Origin of the sequence: Hyphomonas polymorpha PS728 (assembly GCF_000685315.1) — a bacterium.
GTDB classification, from domain to species: domain Bacteria; phylum Pseudomonadota; class Alphaproteobacteria; order Caulobacterales; family Hyphomonadaceae; genus Hyphomonas; species Hyphomonas polymorpha.
Genome location: NZ_ARYM01000036.1, coordinates 1 through 19,740, shown reverse-complemented (window position 1 = coordinate 19,740; position 19,740 = coordinate 1). Strand labels below are relative to the sequence as shown.

Below are 19,740 nucleotides of genomic sequence, written 5' to 3'. Positions count from 1 at the left end.
CCCGCCGCTGTCGGCGGGTCCCAGCCTGTCGAACATTTCCGTCAGCTGAGCTTCCGGAAGGGATCGCGGCAGGCCGAGGGCAAGCGCCAGGCGTCGACGGATAAGGCTGGCATAGCCCGGTGCCATCTTCATTTCCCGCCGCGCCATGGTTACCAGGCCAGCCGTATTGTCTGCCAGCGCCTGCTTGCCCAGCGCAATGGCGCGCGCCTCACGTGCGGGCGGACCAAAGCGCACAACCGCCGCCCAGCCAAGCAACAGCGCGCTCGCCAGCGCCACCAGCGTCGCACCGATATAGGGCACGCTGAACAGCATCTTCAGCAGGTTTTCTGATCGGGCAAATCCGTGAAGCGTTGCGTCCATCAGGATCGGCTCGTTTTGGGAGGAGCGCAGATGGTTCACCAGCCGCGTGGCAAAGACAGCGTTCTCCACGCGGGCAAGGCCGAATGTGCTGATCATGTCCGGATCGCTGAGAATATAAAGGCCCCGTCCCGGATCATACGCCACCAGCGCGCCCTGCGCGGTGCCCACCACGGTTTCCAGCGCCGCCGACCGGATTAGCTGCAGCCGCACATCCGGTTTAACAGCGCCCGGTTCGAATGTGCCCCGAACTTCAACAGAAGGGGCAATGCGCAGGATCTCGGCGTCCGGGTAAATGGTCCGTAGGCGGTCGTTCAGGTCGCGGGCATCAATGAAGCGAGTGTCCGCCTGGCGGGCCGGGTTCAGCGGGTCCGCCCGGCCATACCATTTGGGCAGCACGACCAGTGCCGGCAACTGAAAGCCCGTCTCTTCGATCACGTCGAACTTGCCGTAGGCGGGCAGGGTGACGATCATCAGCCCCCAGTCGCGTGTTTCCAGATTGCGTTCCAGGCGGGAGACGCTGACCGGATAGCCCTGCGCCTCCATCAGGCGCACGAAACCGTTATAGCCCAGCGCAGAGGTCGAATAAGGATGGTCGCCTGCCTGGTTCCGGTCGCGCAGCTCCGGCGCCCAGCCCGCCATCACCATGACTCCGCCGAAAGAAAATACGGCAATCGCCATAAGGATCGCCACCACGCGGGCCGAGAAGGGAGACTCGCTCTGCCTGCTCATGCCCAGCCCTCGCCGAAGGCAAAGTCCTCATAGCTGCGCCGCGCGCTCTGCCAGCCTTCGGCATCCACGTCGCGCCCGCCGAAAAAGCTGTTCTCCACAATCTGGATGATCGGCCTCAGCGCCCGGCGCGCCCGGTCGGGCAGGCTGCCAAGTCCGGCAATTTCCCGCGCCGTCAGCGATGTCGGCACGCCGCCCTCCAGCCGCTCCTGCACATCCTCGATCGACCGGAACAGCAGCAGGTGAACCGCTTCGGCAAACCGCCCGTCGCGGGCCAGCGCGTCGGCCTCCTCCAGCAGGGAGCGCGCGCGATCGGCATCAGGCCGGATGTCGGTCAGCACATCGTCAACCGCTTTGACCTTTTCCTTCCGCGTGAAGCCGAGCCACATCCGGATCGCTTCGCCAAACAGGAAATAGAGAAGCCCCAGAATGACAGCGCCAGCGGCAATCCAGAAGATCAGTTTGAACAGCGGCCCAAGGGCCTCGAGAAATTCGCCGATGGCCCGTATCCAGCCCGGGGGCTCGCGCGGTTCTATCTCGATATCGGCCTGTTCCGGGCGGGCAAGCTGCAGGTCGCCGTCCCGCAGATAGGCCCTATGCGCTCTCTCCACGGCGCTGACATCGGTGCCGACGCTGCTGCCGTTATAGTCGGTCTCATATCCGTAATCATCGTAATATTCCGGATCGGCCTCGTCGCTGTATTCAGTTGGCGGCGCAGCGCTGGGGGGGCGGTTCTGAGCAAGCGCCGGCGCTCCCACAAAGAGGAAGACACTTGCGGCCAGAGCGAGCGCGCTGGACCTGACGAGTGACACCACTCAACCACCCTCCTGCCGACATCCCAGGAATGTCCTTTCGGCAACTATTTCAGAGCTTTCCGGCCGCTTCAATGTCTGTTTCCGTCCCGGCTGATGTTAGCGGCGTAATGCGCCGGACAGGCCAATTCTGGGCGCTGCGGCGGCGGTTTGAGGTCATTCCGCCTTATCCGGCTCCGGCGGCTGCCCGCTATCCCCGGATCAGGGGGCAGGCACAGCCGCCGCGCCGGTGGCATGCGCGCAGGCGCGCGCTGTCAGCGCCATAATGGTGAGGGTCGGGTTCTGGATGCCCTGCGAGGGCAGGGCGGCACCATCGGTGACATACAGCCCCGGCATCGCCCAGCATTCATTGTGCGGTGTCAGAACGGAAGTCTGCGTATCGCTGCCCAGCCGCGCGCCGCCACACTCGTGCACAGACGTGCCCGGTGGGGCGGCCCGGTCCGGCCGCACCAGCACCTTGGCGCCAATCGTGTCGAACAATTCGGTGAGCGCGGTGGACATCGACGCGGCCAGCGCGCGTTCCCGCTCGCCCCACTGCATCTCGATGCGCAGCAAGGGCGCGCCCCATTTGTCGGTTTTCACCTTCGACAGCGACACGCGGTTCTGCGGGGCCGGCGCGCTTTCGCCGAAGGCCACGGCGGTGGTCCAGGAGCCTGTGACATTCACGGTGGCATATAGCTGGACGCCATATCCCCGGTCGCGCGGATTACCGCCAGCCCTCAGATCGAACCGGGGAAGATACACGCAGCGTCCTGCCTCCACCTCGGGACTCATCGGCAGCGCAGGGCTCACGCCTTCAGCCTTCACCATCACATGGTCGGTCAGATACCCGCCCAGCGCCGGCAGCTGATCAGACAGCGACCCCTCCGGCGTGCTGGAGTTCAGCAGGATGCGCGTCGACTCCAGCGAGGAGGCGCAGAGAAACACAAGCGGCGCCTCGGCAGTTTCCCGCTGGCCCGTCAGCGGGTCCAGCCATTCCACACCGCTGACGCGCCCATCCGGCCCCGCCAGCACGCGCTGCGCCAGTGCATGGGCGCGCAGCGTCAGATGGCCCGTTTCCTCGGCGATCCGGGCGAAATTCACAGGCGGGGCATACCGGCTCAACATGGCCGGCGCCTCCGGCCAGGCAGAGCGGATACTTTCAAACAGCACGTTTTCAGACGCGCTGGGGGCAATCGCCTGCGTAATCACGCTGTCGGGAATGTAGCCGATGCCTTCCTGCGCGCCGGTCAGGTGCAGGCGGCGCTCCACCTGCTGATACCATGGCTCCAACTCGCCGATCCCGAATGGCCAGGGGCTCGGGCTGTCCGTTTTTGGGCCCAGATCGGTTTCGCCGAAGCGATAATACTGGCGGCCGTGCCCCGGCACGACCATGCGCCCGCCCACGCCGTGAGACCTGATCCAGTTGAACGGCTTGTCCGGCGGCGTCTCGTAAGGGTGGTCCTTGTCGTCCACAAATCCATCCGGCTTCTGCACCCAGGCGAAACATTCGGTCTGAACCGGCTGGCGCACGCGGCCGACGCCCCGCAACACCTTCATGGCGGCATTGATCGCGCGTGGCGGCAGAACCCTGGCCAGCCTCGGGTCAGAAACGCTGCCGATGGTGGCGGCCACGCTCTTGCTGAGCGGTTTTTTCCAGAACGGGTATTTGCTACCAGCGTCCAGCAACAGCACGGACAGGCCCCGCTCGCAAAGCAGCGCAGCCGCAAGCCCTCCGGCGGCGCCTGCGCCCACCACGATTGCGTCATACTTAGCCGTCATGAGTGTCCCACTCTGATTACTCCGTCCCGGCGGAGATTACAGCTTTGCACGATTCATGCATGTTAGGGGCAAGAGAGAAAGCAGGCCGCCTGCCTTCCACTGAAAAATTGATTGATCGATATGAACATTAACCACCCGCCACCCTCCGATAAGCCCTCGCCAGCTCCTGTTGGCGCTGTTGAGCGGCTGCTGTCTCGCCGCTCCGGCCCTCTGGGCTTTGGAACCGGCCTCCTGCACCAGATTGACGATCCCGCCTCTGCCGTTCGCCTCCTCCGTCAGGCGCATGAGCAGGGCATCACCTATTTCGACACCGCGCGCCTCTATGGCGAAGGGCGCTGCGAAGGGCTGCTGGGCGAAGCTTTCGCGCAAATCCGCGGCGAGGTCATCCTTGCTACCAAGGTGGGTATCCTTCCGCCCGCGCGTGACCTTGCCATCCGCCTGAAAGGCAAGCTGGCCGCCACCCTGCGGCGGTTGCCGCCGCTGCGCGGCGTTGTTCCGCCACCCGCCATTCGATGGCCGGAATTTGGCGTGTTTGATCCTGCCCGGATGCAGGTCAGCCTTGAGACCAGCCTGCGGGAACTGCGCACCGATCATGTCGATCTGCTGCTGCTGCACGAATGCACGCTGGAAGATGTGCGCCGCGCTGAGGTTCTGGATTTTGCCGAACAGACTGTGCGGCAGGGAAAGGCCCGCGCCTGGGGGGTGGCCCCTGCGCCAGACGCCATGCTCGCCATCGCCGCCAGTGGCTCGCCCTATGGCGATGTCGCTCAGTTCGATGCGGCGCTTCACCCGGCCTTCGCCTGTTCGCCCTCCCTGACGATCACCCATTCCTGCCTTGGCACCCGTTTTCAGGAAACCTTGTTCCGGCTGAGCCAGGACGCGCAGCTGAAAGACCACTGGTCCGGCGCGCTCGGAATGGAGGCGACCACAGCCAATGTGGCGCAGGGTTTCCTTGCCTATGCGGTTTGGCAGAATCCAACGGGCCTGGTCCTGTTCTCCACAACCCGTCCTGAGCGTCTGCGTCCCAATCTCGACGCGGCCACCCTCATCACCACGCCGGATCAGGCAGCGGCCATCGCCGCGCTGATCGCAGCAGAATGAATGGACAAGCGCCGGCCAGCGCATATCTAGAGCGCTCAAACGGACAAAGGGTGCCGACCATGGACAAGGCTGAGGTCTACCGCCAGCTCAAGGAAGAAATCGACAGCGTCGTGGCTGGGGAAACATCCGATACCGCCCGCTATGCGTCGGCCGCCTGCCTGCTCACCCAGGCCTTCAAGCCGCGCTTCTTCTGGACCGGCTTCTACCTGGTAGATCCTCTGAAGCCGCAGGAACTCGTCGTCGGCCCCTATCAGGGCACGCTCGGCTGCTTGCGCATTCCCTTCGGCAAGGGCGTTTGCGGCCATGTGGCGTCCACCAAAGAGCCCATCATCGTGCCGGATGTTCACGAGTTTCCCGGCCACATCGCCTGCGATTCTGCCTCGAACTCGGAAATCGTCGTTCCGATCTTCCACGCCGATGGCAGCCTCGCTGCCGTGCTGGATGTCGACTCGACCGAGTATGACGCCTTCGACGAAATCGATCAGGCTGGCCTAGTTGCCATTTGCCGGAGCCTGCTCACCGCCTGAGACAGGCTGGGAGCCAGGTTCGGACGCTTGCCCGGGATCTTGCGCAGGCGTCTCGACCGGCGGGTTCAGCGGCCGCAGCACAGGCGCCGGCAACTCCTCCGCAGGCTGAGGGGTGGGGCGCGTTTCGACTCGCGGCGGCGCCGCCATCGCGGGCCGGGGCACCGGCGTTTCGCGGATAACCGGCGCTCTCTCGAAGGCGGCAGGCTCTGCCTCTTCCAATGCCTCGATATTGGCCGGCGGCACAGCTGCGTCCACCGGTTCGGGCACGGTCGGCGTCAGCGGCGGCCCGGCCATCTGCTCGATCCGTTTCAGCAAATTCTCTTCCAGAATATCGAGCCGCCGCGCGCGCAGCCCTTCAATCACGCGGATGGAATGGTTGAGGTCCAGCCACACATCCCGGTCCACCGAATAGGCTGGCCATTCGGGCACGCCGGGGCCGTTGGGATCGCCGGTGCGCGCGAAGTTCGTCCAATAAGTCATCATCGCTTCGGTCAGTGCCCGGTCACCCTCGGTCACTTTCAGGCCAGGCAGGTGGCTGTCGAATACGAACGAAATCTCCGCCGCATGGAAGGCGCCGATGGTCTGGCGCGGCGAAGGCGGCACACGGGTGAAATGGTAGAGATAGGTCGGCTGCCCCGTCTGGGCATTGCGGCGCCCCACATAGCGCATGTGAACGCCAAACAGGTCGTCGCCCAGCATGTCGGTCGCGCCCTTGTCCCAGCTCTCCAGCGTGTTCATGCCATAAAGGGCCTGCAACGCCTTGGCGGGGTTCAGTCCGAACACGGAGGCCAGCGCGTCCTCCCGCTCCTCCAGCGTGCCCGTGATCCGCGAGCGCAGCACGGTCGGCGACTCGATCTCGCTGTAGAACAACGTGCCCTCATCCGCGTTGAAACCCGCCATCATCGGCACCTGTGGCGTCTGCCCGTCGCGGAACGCCGCGCCGATGGGGCGCGGCAGAACCTTGCCGTCAACAACGGGCAGGAAATACGGCGTCAGATCCTGACGCACGTCGCTGCGGGCAATGATCGCGCCAGCCGGAATATTGCGCAGGTCGCCTGCACGCGCCGTATGCGGAACAAGTGTGGACAGGAATTCGATGCCGGCTTCTTCGGCGCTCTTCACGCCGGGGATGGCTGAGCGCTTCAGGTGCAGCGCGTTATACGTGCTCGCGCCGCTTTGCAGGATCGCCTTGTGGAACAGCCCCTCCGACAGGGGGCTCGCCATCAGTTCGGTGATGGATTGCGCGCCTGCGCTTTCGCCGAACACGGTCACATTGTTCGGGTCACCCCCGAAAACTGCGATATTCTCGCGTACCCAGCTCAGCGCCGACACCTGATCCATCAGGCCGTAATTGCCGGACGTGCCCGCCTCTTCCGTCAGTGCGGGGTGGGCGAGATAGCCGAACGCGCCGAGCCGGTAATTGATGGTGACCAGCACCACACCATTCTCCACCAGCCCGTTGGCCTGATAGATCCCCTGCGATCCCGATCCGAACTGGTGCGAGCCGCCATGGATCCACACCATTACCGGCTGCAGCTCGCGGCCGCCCAGATTGGCCGTGCGGATATTCAGCGACAGGCAATCTTCCGATTCCGCGGGCGGCTTCTGCAGCGCCATCACTCCACGTGCCATCATCCGCTCGAAACCGGAGAGGCCCACGCCCTCCAGGATCCGATCGATAAAGCCAGCCGAACGTCCCCGGCTCTGCAGGCATTCTGGGCCATACTCGCGCGTGTCGCGGGAAATTGCGCCCCATTGCGGCGGCGCGGCGGGCGGCGTCCAGCGTTTGGCAGTGGCGTAGGGAATGCCGTTGAAGACGATCACATCCGGGTTGGCCCGGTCCACCCCGCCGATCACGACGCCCTGATGGATGCGCACCGGCTCCGACATTTCCATCGGCTTGGGCGGCTTGCGCAGGGCATACCAGCCATAGGCCGCCCCTGCGATCAGGATGAAAAGCAGAACTATACTGAAACGGCGCATCGCCGGTCCCCCGCAATCGTCGAATCCATCGGCATCATAGCCACATGAGGCTGGTGTGGCTAACCCTAAGCGCTGCGCAGGCCCAGCGCGCTCAGCGTCCGGATCGTCGCGCCTGTAAGGTCTGCAACAGGCTCAATGCCGCAGGCCATGCGGATAAACCCGCCCGGCACCTTGTCGCCCCAGCGCGCCCGGCATTCGGCGGCAGAATGCACCCCGCCAAAGCTCGTCGCCGGCGTCAGCAGCGGATGGGTTTCAATGAAGCGTTCGGCCAGCTCCCGGCTCGGCAGGCAGAAGCTGACAATCGGTCCGTATCCGCTCATCTGCTTGCGCGCCACGCCATGGGCCGGGTCCGTCGCCAGCCCCGGATAGCGCAGGCCCGTCACGCCCTCCATCCCGGAAAGCGCATTCGCCACAGCCAGTGCATTGGCATTTGCCCGCGCCACGCGCAGCTCCAGCGTCGCAAGGCCCCGGTGCAGAAGGTAGGCATCAAATGGGCTGCAGATCGCCCCGCCCAGGCGCCGCCACGTCTTCACCGGCTGCATCAGCGCCGGATCGCGGCTGGCCACATGCCCGGCCAGAATGTCCGAATGCCCGGCCATTGCCTTGGTATCGGCCATGATCGTGAAGTCCGCGCCCAGGTTCAGCGGCCGCTGGCACAGCGGCGTCGCCGTGGTGTTGTCCACCGCCAGCAGCGCCCCGGCATCCTTCGCATTGCGCGCCAGCTTGGCGAGGTCACACACCTCCAGCCCCGGATTGGACGGCGTCTCCGCCAGCACCAGTTTCACCCCGGTCAGGTTCGCCTCGGCCATCTCTGCGGTGGGGCAGGTCGCAATGTCGATCCCCAGCGGCGCAAAATACGCCTCCAGCAAGGCACGCGCGTTGTAATAGCCATCCGCATGCACCAGCACCCGGTCACCCGGCTTCAGATGTGCGTAGAACAGCGCCGCAATCGCCGCCATGCCGGAGGGAAAGAGCACCGCCTCGGCCCCTTCCAGCAGGCCGATCTCGGCCTCCACTTCCTCCACCGTCGGGTTGCCATAGCGGCCATACACATGGCTCGCCTGCGGATCGCCCGGCAGGTGGAAGGTGGTGGAGGCCACGATGGGCAGGGCGACAGGATCGCCCTTCTGCAGGCTTTCGCCCCGCCGGTGCAGCAAGCGCGAAATGGGGGAGAGGTTGTCAGCCAAGTAAGTCAGCTCCAGGTCCGATAAGCCGCGCCAGCCCGGCGCGGGTGTCCGCGTCCAGCCGGTGCCACTCCTCGCGCAGGCTCGCAAGACACTTCACCTGATATTTGAACACGCCCTGCTCATACCGGCCCCCTTCAATCGTCAACGAGAAGGTTTCGGCGCCCGCCTCAATGGCTTTGGCATTCGCCAGCAGGAAGGGCAGGTAAGTATCACCCGCCTGCGCCAGCAGTTGGGTGATCGCTGGGCTCGCCAGCGCCGCCTCCGCGCTGCCCCACTCGCCGCCAATCCCGCTCGCATCATCGGCATGGTCCAGCCAGCGATAAAGGTAGGGCGCCGCCTCCCGCATCCACGCCATCGGCGTCGGGTCATAGCTCATCACTTTAAGTTGGCCATAAAACGCCAGGTCCGCCAGCGAAATCCGGTCCCCGAACAGGAACCGCCCCGGCCCCAGCGCCATCTCCTGCAGCGCCGCGCAGCTGCGCTTCCAGCTCGCCTCGATGATCGGCGCCGTCTCCGGCGTGCAGCCCACCAGCGCCATCCGTGAAATCTGCCGGGCACGGATCACTGCCGCATTCTTCTCCACCGTCTCCCGGCCCGCACCCGGCATTGAGTCATACATCAGCCAGTTGGCGCACCATTCCTGATCGGCGGCGTAAAACCAGCGATAATGGAACATTGCCTTCATGAACCATTCGTCGGCCATGTCCTCCAGCAGCAGGCACACAAAGCGCAGCGCCGGGTCGTCCGGCACAAGGCTGCGCCCTTCGCCCTCAATGGAAAGAAGAAAAGGCGTGGAATCATTCGTCCAGCTGCCGTCCGGCTTCCGGATCACGGGGATCACCTGCGCCTTCACATTCGGCATGATCACCCCGCGCTCCTCACCCGTCATCCCCGTCCAGCTATGCGGCAACCCCTTCGCCCGCATCGCCGCCCGCACCTTCAGCGAGTAGGGAGACCCCAACGCACCATAGACTTCATATCCGTTCATTTTTTTCCTCCCAGACAGTTCCTACCGGATCGCCTTACGATCTTGCTCCGGCAAGATATTGTCACTCAATGTGCCGGAATATTCATCACACTCGGGGGAGTCTGTCACGGGGGCTGCGGACGCACAAATCCTCTGTCCGCCGAGAAGGTATCAGCCCAGCGCCGCTTTCACTGCGCGCACGGCCTCACCCGTATGCGCGTCGAGAAAGCCATGCCCCCATTCGGGATGATCCAGCACCACGCCATTCTTCAGATACTCCGGCGCGCGCAGCGTCTGTGTCCGCAGATCATCCTCCGGATTGAACACCGTAACCCGGTGCGGGAGGCTCGCCAGCACCTCCGGAAACCGGCGTGCATACTCAAACGCCGCCCGGTGGCCCCACTCATATTTCTCCCCGGCGCGCAAATTCTCGGCAAAGGACTCCGCCATCATCTCCAGCGTCATGCCCGGCCCGCGATGGGCCACCACGCTTTTCCACATCCGGGAAAAGCGCGTGCCGTCTTCATCCAGGTCCACATGGCTGTACGTCGCGTGCATCTCGTCCAGTTCTGCCGCCGTGAAGATCGGCGCTCCGATCAGCACGATCGCCCCCACCGCCTCTGGCCGCTGCCGCGCGGCCTCCACCGCTACTTCCGACCCGGTGTGATAGCCCATCAGGTCAATTTCCTGCAGGCCCAGCTCGTCCACCACATCCCAAAGGCTGCGGGCATAATCCTCAATGCTCACATGCGGCTCGGCGGGCGGCGCATCGGATTCGCCAAAGCCGGGATAGTCATGCGCAATCACCATCCGGTCTGCGGCCATCGCCTGCATGAAACGGGCATAGATCCGGCCAGATTTGGGGCTCATATGCAGACAGGCCAGCGGGCGCGTCATCTGCGCTTCAGGCGTCGCCGTGCGCACATGGATCTGCCCGAAGGCGCCGTCGACAAACTGCCGGTTCACTTTGGGGCCGAGCGCAGAAAGGGTCATGAGGCGTACTCCGGCGAGAGGGTTTCAAAAGATATATCATTTGAAATTCCAGCCCAGCAACCCGCTTGACCCGCAGGCCGTCACACCTTCTTACCGCCCACCCATGTCGGCCGCGTCACGATCAGTTCCTGACAGAGCAGCCCCGCCTCGCGGTGGCGCGCCATGTCCTTGTAGTCCTTGTGGTTCAGCGTCGCGATAAACGCCTGGCGGTTGGGGAAATGGTTCACCAGCACCGCATCCCAATCCCCATTGCCAATGAAAAACCGCTCCGTATCCCCCAGCAGAAGCGTCGTCCCGCCCACTTCGGCGGCCGCCACCGTGAAGGCTTCTGAATAGCGCATGTAAGCGTCCCGCCCGCTGATCGCCTCGCCATATTCGGGATCTTCGGGCCGATACTCGGCCTTCACCTTGAACTTCAGAATGTTCACCTGCGCCACCGGCCCGTCATATGGGTCATCGCGAAAGGCGCGGAACTGATCGGCAGTTGGCTGAAAGGCGGGCATGGGCGTTACTCCTTCGGGCGCAGCTCAGGGTGTTTCAGAAAATGCCGCTCGGCATAAAACAGGCCTGCCGCGTGCAGGGCGTGCTGAACCTCCAGATGCCCATAATCGAGAAACTCCGAATACGGCATTTCCAGAACTTCAATGTCTTCATTGGGATCAAGGTCCTGCTGTGCATCCGGTGTGCAGCCCAAGGCCAGATAATAGTGCAGCTTGTTGTTCTGCGTCGCCGGGTTGGGGTGGCAGGTGCCCACCCAGACCATCTCGCGCGGAACATAGCCTGTCTCTTCACGCAGCTCCCGCGCGCCGACTGCGGCCCAGTCTGTCTCCCCCGCGTCTGAGACTCCACCCGGCAACCCCGTGAGGATCACCCGGGACGCATGGCGATACTCGCGCACCAGCACGATATTGCCAGCGTCCGTTACCGGAATCACCGTCACCCATTCTGTCAGCTCAATGACGTTATAAGCCTCAACGATATGCCCATCCTCCCGCTCGCACCGGTCGGCGCGCAGCCCCATGAAACGATCTTTCATGATCTGGCGGGAGGACAGCACCTTCCAGGGTTTGATGGTCATTGCTGCGGCTGCCCGAGATGGCGCTTCAGGAAATCCAGGCGTGTGCGCATCAGGTGAAGCTGCAGCGCCTCGCCCTGAATGCCATGCCGCTGGCCGGGATAGGTCATCAGCTCGAACATCTGCCCGCGCTGCTGCAACTCCGCCATCAGGCGCGTGGTGTTGTCAAAGGTCACATTATCGTCCGCCATGCCGTGGATCAGCAGCAGCGGCCCCGTGAGACCATCCACATGCGCAAACACGCTGGAGGCGTGATAGCCCTCGGGGTTGAGCTGCGGCGTGCTCATATAACGCTCCGTATAAAACGTATCATAGAGCGTCCAGTCGGTCACCGGCGCCCCGGCAATCGCGGCGGCAAACGTGCCCTCCGGCGCCTGGCCATAGGTCATCAGCGTCATGTAGCCGCCATAGCTCCAGCCCTGAATGGCAATGCGGTCCCCGTCCACAAAGGGCTGCGCCTTCAGCCACGCGACGCCCGCCAGCTGGTCGCGCACTTCCGGCCCGCCAGTCTTCAGATGGATCACATCTTCAAACCGTTTACCCCGGTTCCAGGTGCCGCGATTGTCCAGCCGGAACACGATATAGCCTTCATGTGTCAGGAACTGATCGCTCAGCGGCCGCCAGTCATTGGAAACCCTCTGCACATGCGGCCCGCCATACACTTCCACAATCACCGGATATTTCTTGGCCGGATCAAACCCCGGCGGCTTCTGGAGCGAATAGTAAAGCGTCTGCCCGTCTTCCGCCGTCAGCGTGCCAAACTCAGGAACGGTGTGGGCCTCCAGATAAGGCGTATACGGATGGGACCCATTCAGCGTATTCTCATTGATCCATGCCACGCGCGTGCCGTCTGCCTTGTAGAGCGCCGTCTGCGGCGGCTGCGCCGGTGAAGAGAATGTGCCGATATAGCTCTTGGCGCCCGCGCCCATATTGACGCTCCAGCTGCCGCCTTCCGGCGTAATCCGGCGCACCTCCGGGCAAACCTTCGACACACGCGCTGACTCGGGGGTCGTGTTGAGGCAGTTGGTCTCCGGCACCCGCTCAGCGCCCAATGTCGCAATCTCGGCATCGCTCCGGCCCAGTGGCACGGCATAGAGATGCCGCTCCAGCGGTGTGTCTCGATAGCCTGTGAAATATACCGTCTCCGTCTCCGCATCAAAGCCGGCAATCTTGTCTACCACCCAGTCGCCAAAAGTGATCTGCCGCTTCTCGCCCGAAGACGGATCGCGCCAATAGATGTGCCGGAACCCGTCCAGCTCATGTGTCACCAGCAGCCCGCCCTCCGGCAGGGCCAGGAAATCATCGGACAGGTTCACCCACCGCTCCTGTTCCTCCGTAAACGGAGACCATATCCGCCAGGGCAGGCCATCAGTGCGGTTGAACCGGATTTCCGTCTGCGCGCGGTTCACCGTCTGGAACCAGAGGCTGCCATGGGCCCAGTTCACGCGGGCCAGATAGTCATCGGGCCCCATAGACGCGATCCGCCGTGTTGAGTTGTCATTGCGGTCAAACACATGCAGCGCCACCTTCGCATTCGGCCGTCCGGCGCGCGGATAGCGCTGCTCGATCACGGTCACCTTGTCGGCAGCAATGTCAAAGCGCGGAATGATGTCCACGCCGCTTTCGTCCACCTCGGTAAAGGCAATGTAGCGTTCGTCCGCGCTCCACCAGTAACCGGTATACCGGCTCATCTCCTCCTGCGCGACAAACTCGGCCACGCCATAGCTGATGGCCTTGCCTGGTTGCGCCTCCGGAGAGATGCGCGTCTCGGTTCCGCTCGCCAGGTCGATGGCATAGAGCGCCCCGTCACGGATGAAGCTCACATGCGTGCCGCGCGGCGAAACCTTGGCGTCATATTCAAACGCGTTCGTCTGCGTCAGGCGGCGTGTTTCAGGCCCGCTGGCCTTTAGTGTCACCAGATGAATATCTCCGCCCGCCGGCACGATGATCGTGTCCGCCGTGCCCCAGGCATAATCGGCGATCCCGCGCACACTGGCGATACGCTTGCGCTCGCGCAGGGCCTTTTCCTCTTCGGAGAGTTCGGCGTCTGCCGGGTCCACGGCGGTGGAATCCACCAGCAGGCTCTGTGCCCCGGTTGCCACATCAAACTGCCACAGATCATACCGCGCGCTTTCCTCGGCCCGTGGCTTCAGGAAGGTGACGCGCTTGCCATCGGGTGAAAAGCGCACGGCGCGCGGCGTGCTGCCGGAAAGGGAAGGGGAGGCATAAAGGCGTTCCGGCGTCAGCCGGGGGGCGTCGGTCATTCGAGGGGTATCCTGCTGCGGGGTGCGGGCATGCGCGGCCTGTCCGGCAGCGCAGCCGGCAAGCGTGAGGGCGGCCATCGCCGCGGTGAAAAGAGAACGGATCGCCATGGCGGGGAGACTAGCGGCGATTCCGCCGCTGTCATCCTCTCTGCGCTGGCAGGATCAGCTCGCCCCGGCGAACAGCAGGGTGACGGCCCACAGCGAAGAGACGGCGCTCACCACAAGGTCGCCCCCCATCATGACCACAGCCCCCAGCGCGCTGCGCCCCGCTCGCCCTGCGCCCCGGTGGACGGGCCCCAGTCCCCGATAGAGCGTGAGGAAATACAGCCCGAGCATCAGGCCGAAACCGATCACCATTGTCTGTTCCAGGGCTTCGGCGCTCAGCCCGGCATACACCAGCGTCATCAATACGCCGGCCAGAAGCACCGGCAACAACCCCGCAAAATACAGCCGTATCCGCACCGCCAGGGGCGTGCCCTTGCCCCAGATGTTCAGCATCAGGGCAAACACCGCATGCACCCCGAAATAGCTGAAAGGATAAGTTACCAGCAGCGCGGCGAGATAGTCCCTGGCGGCTTCTTCCGGGGTGCGGCCGGGAAACTCGGTTCCCATCGCCTCCATGGTCGCCTGGGTATAGGCAAACAGGCCAGACGTATCGTTGACCCACAGGAATTTGAGGAACACGACCGCCGCAATCAGCGTGAACACCAGCCGGATCGACGGGGTATACCGGCCCAGCCAGTCCACATCCCGCGCCGCTTCAAACAGCCTGGCAGGCGAAAACAGCGCCGCCGCCACTGTCTTGAGCGCCCGCACATTCAGCCCGAACAGATCATCCAGCAGCGCGTCCCAGCCTGACGCCCGCGTCATGTCATCATCGCCATAGCTGGCAGGCTTCTGGTCAGCGGGGGAAGGGGGCTTATCGCTCATGATCGGGCCTGCGCGGGGGAAAATCCCCTCTACTGAAGGCTGATGCCGCGCCGCCCGGGCCAGCACAAGGGGAAAACCTGGCCCGGTCACACGGCATCTGTCAGCGAACGCTGCGTATCGCTTGATATTCTTCGCGCAGCAGGCCACATCGCGCCCAGACAACCGTTTCCAGCTTCGCAAAGGAACCATAGCCCATGGCCGGTCCCCAGATCGTTTACCACATGCAAGGCCTCACCAAGGCCTATCCCGGCGGCAAGAAGGTGTTTGAAAACATCCACCTGAACTTCCTGCCGGATGCCAAGATCGGTGTGGTCGGCGTCAACGGCTCGGGTAAATCGACCCTGCTGCGCATCATGGCCGGGGTGGACAAGGACTATTCCGGCGAGGCCTGGGCCGCTGAAGGCATCAAGGTCGGCTACCTCCCGCAGGAACCGAAGCTTGATCCGGCGCTCACCGCTTTCGAAAACGTCGCTGCCGCCTGCCCGGAAAAGCAGATGCTCGACAAGTTCAACGACATCTCCGCCAAGCTCGGCGAGGACTATTCCGACGAGCTCATGGAAGAGATGACCAAGCTGCAGGAGCAGATCGACGCGGCCGATGCGTGGGATATCGACTCCAAGATTGAAATGGCGATGAACGCCCTGCGTTGCCCGGACAACGACGCGGACGTCTCCAAGCTCTCAGGCGGTGAAGTCCGCCGCGTGGCAATCTGCCAGCTGCTTCTGTCGAAGCCCGACATGATCCTGATGGACGAACCGACCAACCACCTCGATGCGGAAACCGTCGCCTGGCTGCAGAACTACCTCATCAACTTCCCCGGCTGCGTCATCCTCGTCACCCACGACCGTTACTTCCTCGACGACATAACCAGCTGGATTCTCGAACTCGACCGTGGCCGCGGCGTGCCTTTCCAGGGGAACTACTCCTCCTGGGTCGAACAGAAAGCCAAGCGGATGGAGCAGGAAGCGCGCGACGATGTCGGCCGCAAGCGCACCCTCGCCAAGGAACTCGAATGGGTCCGCTCCGGCCAGAAGGCTCGCCAGGCCAAGTCCAAGGCCCGTATCACGGCCTATGAGAAGATGGCGTCGGAGGCAGAGCGCGAGAAGGTGATGACCGCGCAGATCCGCATTCCCCCCGGCCCGCGTCTCGGCGGCGTCGTGCTGGAGGCTGAAGGCCTCAGCAAGGCATTCGGCGACAATGTGCTGATCGAGAACCTCAACTTCAAACTACCCCCCGGCGGTATCGTCGGCGTCATCGGACCGAACGGCGCGGGTAAGTCCACGCTGTTCAAGATGATCCTCGGCCAGGAAAAGCCAGACTCCGGCGCCATGCGCGTCGGCGAAACGGTCAAGATCGGCTATGTCGACCAGAGCCGCGACAAGCTCGACCCGAACAAGAACGTCTGGGAAGAAATCTCCGGCGGCACGGACCTGATCGACCTTGGCGGCGTCTCCGTCATGTCGCGCGCCTATGTCGGCGCCTTCAACTTCAAGGGCACCGACCAGCAGAAGAAAGTCGGCATCCTCTCGGGTGGTGAGCGCAACCGCGTCCACCTCGCCAAGATGCTCCGCGGCAGCCACAACCTGCTCCTCCTCGACGAACCGACCAACGACCTCGACGTGGAAACCCTGCAGGCGCTCGAAGAGGGCCTCGACAACTTCCCCGGTTGCGCTGTCATCATCTCGCACGATCGCTGGTTCCTGGATCGTATGGCCACCCACATCCTCGCCTTCGAGGGCGACAGCCATGTCGAATGGTTCGAGGGCGATTTCTCCTCCTACCTCGAAGACAAGAAACGCCGCCTCGGCGAAGACGCCGTCAACCCCAAGCGCCTGAAGTTCAAGAAATTCTCGCGCTAACGCCGTCAAAAATTATCATCCCGGGCAAAGGCTGGACAGCAGCCGATTGACCCGGGACCAGCCCCCGCTACTCTCCCGTTCCTCATCAGGGACGGGGGGAGGGCACCCATGAACCACACCATCACGGCCGCGCTCGGCGCGCTGCTGCTCGCCGCCTGCGCCACGCCTGCGCCAGCGCCCGTCGCGGATGCTCCCGTTGCCCCCGGCTACGAAGCCCCTGGCCTCCTCGCCAAGACGCTCCCCGAACTCTCCGCCGCCCTCGCCAGCGGCGAGACCACCTCCGTCGCCCTCACGCAGGCCTATCTCGCCCGCATCGAGACCATCGACCGCGCCGGCCCGCGCCTCCAGTCCATCCTCGCCATCAATCCTGATGCGCTCGCCCAGGCTACCGCGTCCGACGCGCGCCGCGCGGCAGGGCAGGCCCTCGGCCCCCTCGACGGCGTGCCCATCCTCCTCAAGGACAATATTGAGTCCCTCGATCCCATGCCGACCACCGCCGGCTCCCTCGCGCTCGCCACCAACATTACCGGCCGCGACAGCCCCCTCGTTGCGGGCCTGCGCGCCGAAGGCGCCGTCATTCTCGGCAAGACCAATCTCAGCCAATGGGCCAACTTCCGCTCCAACAATTCCATCAGCGGCTGGTCCTCCGTGGGCGGACAGGTCCGCAATCCCCACATGCTCGACCGCTCCCCCTGCGGCTCCAGCTCAGGCACAGGCGCCGCCATCGCTGCCTCCCTCGCGGCTGGCGGCGTCGGCACCGAAACCAACGGCTCGATCATCTGCCCGGCCAATGTCAACGGCCTCGTCGGTTTCAAGCCCACGGTCGGCATCCTTCCGCAGGAGGGCATCGTGCCCATCTCGTCCAGCCAGGACACCGCCGGCCCGATGACCAAATCCGTCACAGGCGCTGCCCTCCTGATGACCGCCATGGACCCAGGCGACACCGACTACACCGCCGCCCTCGCGCCCGATGCGCTGCAGGGCAAACGCCTCGGCGTCCTGCGCGCCTCGGTTGGCTCCAATCCGGACATCATCACCCGCTTTGAGGCCGCGCTCGCCATGATGCGCCAACTCGGCGCCGAGATTGTCGAGATCGAGGAAAGCAGCGTGCCGGGCGAGTTCTGGGCCGCCTCGCTGCTTGTTCTGGAATATGAATTCAAGGACAGCCTCAACGCCTATCTCTCCGCCGCCCCGCCTGCGGTCACGACGCGCACGCTCACCGACGTCATCGCTTTCAACCTCGCCAATGCCGACACAGAGCTCGCCCTCTTCAATCAGGATCTGTTTGAGGCGTCAGAGGCCCTTGGTCCGCTGACGGAAGAAGCCTATCTGGAAGCCCGCGCGCTGATCCAGTCTTCTGCGCGCGAGCAGGGAATCGACCGCCTGCTGAAGGAATATGGCGTGGACGCGATCATCTCGCCCTCCGGCCCGCTCGCGCCCCGTGTCGATCCGGTAAATGGCGACGTCTGGCCCGCCTGGGCCGGGGCAGGCTTCCTCGCCGCCGTCGCGGGCTACCCCCATCTCACCGTGCCCATGGGCGAAGTCCATGGCATCCCCCTCGGCGTTTCCTTCATGGGCGCCAAGGATACCGACGCGGCCATCCTCGCCTATGGCTATGCCTACGAACAGGTCACCCAGCTCCGCCCGGACCCGAAATATCTGGAAACCGCCGAAGACCGCCCCGAAATCGCCGCCGCGATGCTGAAGTAGCCCTAAACCGGTCGCCCCCGCCTTTCATCCCGGCCACATAGTCCCGCAGCATCGAAACCCTCCGGGGGCGGAAGCTTTCCCCGGTCCGCTCGGCTGCCGCAATCCGGTCAATCCGGAAACTCCGCCAGTCCTGCCGCAGCTGGCACCAGGCCAGCAGCACCAGCACCTTCTCCGCATAGAGGATCGTCAGGGGAAGGACGACCCGCTCGGTCTCCGCGCCCGCTTCATCGCGATAGGAAAGGCGCAGCGCGTCTTCCTCCCAGCAGGCCGCGCGGATCAGCGCCAGGTCGCGCGCGGGCACTTGCCGCCGGTCATAGCGGAACACATGATGCACGGCATGGGCCGCTTCCCGCTGCTGGCGCTCGGGCAGCGTGGCGATCACCTTGGCCAGGGCGTTCTGCGCGGCTTCGGCAATTTCCCCGTCGCCTGAATTCTGCGCCTCGGCGAGACCGATCAGCAGCGCTTCGATTTCAATCCGGGTAAAGCTCTGTGGCGGCAGGGCAGGGTCTTCCTCCAGCACATAGCCATAGCCCGCCTCTCCGTCGATCCGCGCGCCCGCCGCGCGCAGGGCGGCAATGTCCCGATAGATCGCCCGCTCGGAAACCTCGGTCTCCTGCGCCAGCCGCGCCGCCGTCACGGGCTGGGGCAGGGTGCGCATCAGGTGCAGCAGGCGGAAGAGGCGGTCGGTGCGGGCCATGAGAGTTATCTACAGAAACCCTCCTGACGGAAACTGTCAGGAGGGCTGCACCATAGTGTCCTCATGCCGCCCCCGGCAACCACCCCAGAAAGGACGCCCCATGCTCACCCTCTACCACGCCCCCCATTCCCGCTCGACCCGCATCCTCGACCTCATCTACGCCATGGGCATCGCAGACCGGGTGACCGTCCGCATCGTGTCGGTTCCCCGCCAGGATGGCACCGGCCGGCGCGACCCGCTCAACCCTCACCCCGAAGGCAAAGTGCCGCTGCTCGATCATGACGGCGTGATGATCTGGGAAAGCGCTGCCATCATGCTTTATCTGGCAGACCTGTTCCCCGCCGCCGAATACACCGTGCCCGAAGGCGATGCCGGGCGCGGCCGCTTCCTCGCCTGGATGTTCTGGTATGCCGGCGTGATGGAGCCTGTCATCGTCCACGGCGTCGCCGGCCTCGACCACCCCGTCCTCCACACCACCTATCGCGGCATGGCCGAAGTGACAGATCGCCTCCGCAAGGCGCTGGAAGCGGGCCCCTGGCTGATGGGCGACCGCCTGACGGCGGCAGACCTGCTCATCTCCTCGCCCTTCATGTGGTTCAAGGATTCCACGCCGGACGATCCCCTGATCCGCGACTGGGTAGACCGCATCGCCAGCCTCCCTTGGCAAGCCACTGTCATCGAACTTGAAAACTGGCACATGGCCGCCGCCTGACCGGAATTGTCCGGAATTGTCCAAGTTTCGGTCCTGGAAGTCTTTGGAGCGCCGTTGGAGTTTTTTTGGAGGTTTC

The 19,740-nt window shown here is 64.2% G+C and carries 17 protein-coding genes; 5 read left to right on the top strand and 12 right to left on the bottom strand.

The window, feature by feature from the left end:
• From HPO_RS18605 to HPO_RS18595, 3 genes are all read right to left on the bottom strand, one after another.
• Window positions 1–1,089: DUF4350 domain-containing protein (locus tag HPO_RS18605; RefSeq protein WP_035602398.1), on the bottom strand; the 1,089-nt coding region annotated here is incomplete at its 3' end.
• Window positions 1,086–1,901 (bottom strand): DUF4129 domain-containing protein, encoded by an 816-nt coding sequence (locus HPO_RS18600; RefSeq protein ID WP_051612823.1) that lies wholly within the window; start codon window positions 1,899–1,901, stop codon window positions 1,086–1,088. The genes HPO_RS18600 and HPO_RS18605, both read right to left, overlap by 4 nt.
• 198 nt (window positions 1,902–2,099) lie before the next feature.
• The gene (locus tag HPO_RS18595) at window positions 2,100–3,659 is read right to left on the bottom strand and encodes a GMC oxidoreductase (protein WP_035602395.1); all 1,560 of its coding nucleotides are present in this window, start codon (window positions 3,657–3,659) and stop codon (window positions 2,100–2,102) included.
• Window positions 3,660–3,779: 120 nt separating this feature from the next.
• Here HPO_RS18595 and HPO_RS18590 point away from each other — a divergent pair, with 120 nt between their 5' ends.
• A complete protein-coding gene (locus HPO_RS18590) occupies window positions 3,780–4,760 on the top strand; it encodes an aldo/keto reductase (RefSeq protein ID WP_157532926.1) in 981 nt (326 codons plus the stop codon).
• Between the two features lie 59 nt (window positions 4,761–4,819).
• Entirely contained in the window at window positions 4,820–5,287 is a 468-nt protein-coding gene (locus HPO_RS18585) for a GAF domain-containing protein (protein ID WP_035602389.1), read from the top strand.
• Here HPO_RS18585 and HPO_RS20075 read toward each other — a convergent pair.
• From HPO_RS20075 to HPO_RS18545, 8 genes are all read right to left on the bottom strand, one after another.
• Entirely contained in the window at window positions 5,252–7,270 is a 2,019-nt protein-coding gene (locus tag HPO_RS20075) for a carboxylesterase/lipase family protein (protein WP_051612822.1), read from the bottom strand. The two genes, HPO_RS18585 and HPO_RS20075, sit on opposite strands and share 36 nt — an antisense overlap.
• Before the next feature lie 65 nt (window positions 7,271–7,335).
• On the bottom strand, window positions 7,336–8,457 hold the full coding sequence (locus HPO_RS18575) for a cystathionine gamma-lyase (RefSeq protein WP_051612821.1): 1,122 nt from the start codon (window positions 8,455–8,457) through the stop codon (window positions 7,336–7,338).
• Complete coding sequence (locus HPO_RS18570; protein ID WP_035602386.1) at window positions 8,450–9,445, bottom strand: glutathione S-transferase family protein; 996 nt, start codon at window positions 9,443–9,445, stop codon at window positions 8,450–8,452. Before HPO_RS18570 ends, HPO_RS18575 begins: the two co-directional genes overlap by 8 nt.
• Before the next feature lie 150 nt (window positions 9,446–9,595).
• Entirely contained in the window at window positions 9,596–10,417 is an 822-nt protein-coding gene (locus HPO_RS18565) for an alpha/beta hydrolase (protein ID WP_051612820.1), read from the bottom strand.
• Window positions 10,418–10,497: 80 nt separating this feature from the next.
• Window positions 10,498–10,920, bottom strand: a complete 423-nt coding sequence (locus HPO_RS18560; RefSeq protein ID WP_035602383.1) for a DUF1330 domain-containing protein — start codon at window positions 10,918–10,920, stop codon at window positions 10,498–10,500.
• 5 nt (window positions 10,921–10,925) lie between these two features.
• Window positions 10,926–11,495, bottom strand: coding sequence for an NUDIX hydrolase (locus HPO_RS18555; RefSeq protein WP_051612819.1), 570 nt, complete (start codon window positions 11,493–11,495; stop codon window positions 10,926–10,928).
• Window positions 11,492–13,756 (bottom strand): S9 family peptidase, encoded by a 2,265-nt coding sequence (locus tag HPO_RS18550; protein WP_035602406.1) that lies wholly within the window; start codon window positions 13,754–13,756, stop codon window positions 11,492–11,494. Before HPO_RS18550 ends, HPO_RS18555 begins: the two co-directional genes overlap by 4 nt.
• Window positions 13,757–13,918: 162 nt before the next feature.
• Entirely contained in the window at window positions 13,919–14,686 is a 768-nt protein-coding gene (locus tag HPO_RS18545) for a hypothetical protein (RefSeq protein WP_035602380.1), read from the bottom strand.
• A gap of 194 nt (window positions 14,687–14,880) precedes the next feature.
• Here HPO_RS18545 and ettA point away from each other — a divergent pair, with 194 nt between their 5' ends.
• Entirely contained in the window at window positions 14,881–16,545 is a 1,665-nt protein-coding gene (gene ettA / locus HPO_RS18540) for an energy-dependent translational throttle protein EttA (protein WP_035602377.1), read from the top strand.
• 108 nt (window positions 16,546–16,653) lie between these two features.
• Window positions 16,654–18,255: an amidase gene (locus HPO_RS18535; protein ID WP_035602374.1), complete on the top strand. Its 1,602-nt coding sequence runs from the start codon at window positions 16,654–16,656 to the stop codon at window positions 18,253–18,255.
• Here HPO_RS18535 and HPO_RS18530 read toward each other — a convergent pair.
• Window positions 18,176–18,952 carry a helix-turn-helix transcriptional regulator gene (locus HPO_RS18530; RefSeq protein ID WP_084324447.1) on the bottom strand — a complete coding sequence of 259 codons (777 nt, stop codon included), beginning with the start codon at window positions 18,950–18,952 and terminating at the stop codon, window positions 18,176–18,178. The genes HPO_RS18535 and HPO_RS18530 overlap by 80 nt on opposite strands.
• Before the next feature lie 100 nt (window positions 18,953–19,052).
• Here HPO_RS18530 and HPO_RS18525 point away from each other — a divergent pair, with 100 nt between their 5' ends.
• A complete protein-coding gene (locus HPO_RS18525; protein WP_035602371.1) occupies window positions 19,053–19,664 on the top strand; it encodes a glutathione S-transferase family protein in 612 nt (203 codons plus the stop codon).
• The last annotated feature ends 76 nt before the right edge of the window (window positions 19,665–19,740 follow it).

What these genes read in the sequence shown, in the direction of transcription:
- HPO_RS18585 (WP_035602389.1), top strand. Translation starts at nt 4,820, where the DNA reads ATGGACAAGGCTGAGGTCTACCGCCAGCTCAAGGAAGAAATCGACAGC.
- HPO_RS20075 (WP_051612822.1), bottom strand. Translation starts at nt 7,270, where the DNA reads ATGCGCCGTTTCAGTATAGTTCTGCTTTTCATCCTGATCGCAGGGGCG.
- HPO_RS18570 (WP_035602386.1), bottom strand. Translation starts at nt 9,445, where the DNA reads ATGAACGGATATGAAGTCTATGGTGCGTTGGGGTCTCCCTACTCGCTG.
- HPO_RS18550 (WP_035602406.1), bottom strand. Translation starts at nt 13,756, where the DNA reads ATGACCGACGCCCCCCGGCTGACGCCGGAACGCCTTTATGCCTCCCCT.
- HPO_RS18555 (WP_051612819.1), bottom strand. Translation starts at nt 11,495, where the DNA reads ATGACCATCAAACCCTGGAAGGTGCTGTCCTCCCGCCAGATCATGAAA.
- HPO_RS18525 (WP_035602371.1), top strand. Translation starts at nt 19,053, where the DNA reads ATGCTCACCCTCTACCACGCCCCCCATTCCCGCTCGACCCGCATCCTC.
- HPO_RS18595 (WP_035602395.1), bottom strand. Translation starts at nt 3,659, where the DNA reads ATGACGGCTAAGTATGACGCAATCGTGGTGGGCGCAGGCGCCGCCGGA.
- HPO_RS18545 (WP_035602380.1), bottom strand. Translation starts at nt 14,686, where the DNA reads ATGAGCGATAAGCCCCCTTCCCCCGCTGACCAGAAGCCTGCCAGCTAT.
- ettA (WP_035602377.1), top strand. Translation starts at nt 14,881, where the DNA reads ATGGCCGGTCCCCAGATCGTTTACCACATGCAAGGCCTCACCAAGGCC.
- HPO_RS18565 (WP_051612820.1), bottom strand. Translation starts at nt 10,417, where the DNA reads ATGACCCTTTCTGCGCTCGGCCCCAAAGTGAACCGGCAGTTTGTCGAC.
- HPO_RS18590 (WP_157532926.1), top strand. Translation starts at nt 3,780, where the DNA reads ATGAACATTAACCACCCGCCACCCTCCGATAAGCCCTCGCCAGCTCCT.
- HPO_RS18530 (WP_084324447.1), bottom strand. Translation starts at nt 18,952, where the DNA reads ATGGCCCGCACCGACCGCCTCTTCCGCCTGCTGCACCTGATGCGCACC.
- HPO_RS18535 (WP_035602374.1), top strand. Translation starts at nt 16,654, where the DNA reads ATGAACCACACCATCACGGCCGCGCTCGGCGCGCTGCTGCTCGCCGCC.
- HPO_RS18560 (WP_035602383.1), bottom strand. Translation starts at nt 10,920, where the DNA reads ATGCCCGCCTTTCAGCCAACTGCCGATCAGTTCCGCGCCTTTCGCGAT.